This is a genomic window from Citrobacter sp. Cf116, assembly GCF_030336505.1.
Classification (GTDB): domain Bacteria; phylum Pseudomonadota; class Gammaproteobacteria; order Enterobacterales; family Enterobacteriaceae; genus Citrobacter; species Citrobacter freundii.
In genome coordinates this window covers 1-507 of the sequence record NZ_JAOWEQ010000018.1, presented here as the reverse complement: position 1 = coordinate 507, position 507 = coordinate 1, and the positions used below count along the sequence as shown (strand labels likewise).

1 protein-coding gene is annotated in these 507 nt (G+C 53.8%); it reads left to right on the top strand.

Annotated elements, in window-relative coordinates:
- Positions 1 to 124: 124 nt before the first annotated feature.
- The gene (locus OGV74_RS00785) at positions 125 to 463 is read left to right on the top strand and encodes an RrF2 family transcriptional regulator (protein WP_224769939.1); all 339 of its coding nucleotides are present in this window, start codon (positions 125 to 127) and stop codon (positions 461 to 463) included.
- Positions 464 to 507: the final 44 nt, after the last annotated feature.

Below are 507 nucleotides of genomic sequence, written 5' to 3'. Positions count from 1 at the left end.
AATCATTCGACTGATTTGCTACATGCTCGCCCAGAAGGGCGACCCGTCTGCCGACCAACAGACTGCAGTTCGTTCATAACAAGTTTGACCAATGGCTGTTGCCAGTATCAGTAAGGAAGTGACTATGGAGTTTGGAATGAAACGCGTGGTGGCATCTGTTCAGGTGGTTGCCATCCTCAACAGGATTTACAACGGCAGTCCGGTTTCAGTCGCATCTATCAGTAAAGAATCCAAGCTGTCTGTGTCTTACCTCGAGCAGATTTTCTCGAAGCTGCGCAGCAGTGAAATCGTCACCAGCCAGCGTGGCGCTGGTGGCGGGTACCACCTTAGCAAAGCAAACCCCAGCGTGGCTGACGTCGTTCGCGCCGTTACTCACACTCCTGATTCATTTGAGCCCGTGCTGAATGCTCTGGAGTGGGTCCCCGTTGCACAGCTGGCGCAGGGAAAATCCCCTACCCCATAAAGCACAAAACCCGCGCAAGGCGGGTTAAGTACCCGGTCAGCCGA

What these genes read in the sequence shown, in the direction of transcription:
- OGV74_RS00785 (WP_224769939.1), top strand. Translation starts at nt 125, where the DNA reads ATGGAGTTTGGAATGAAACGCGTGGTGGCATCTGTTCAGGTGGTTGCC.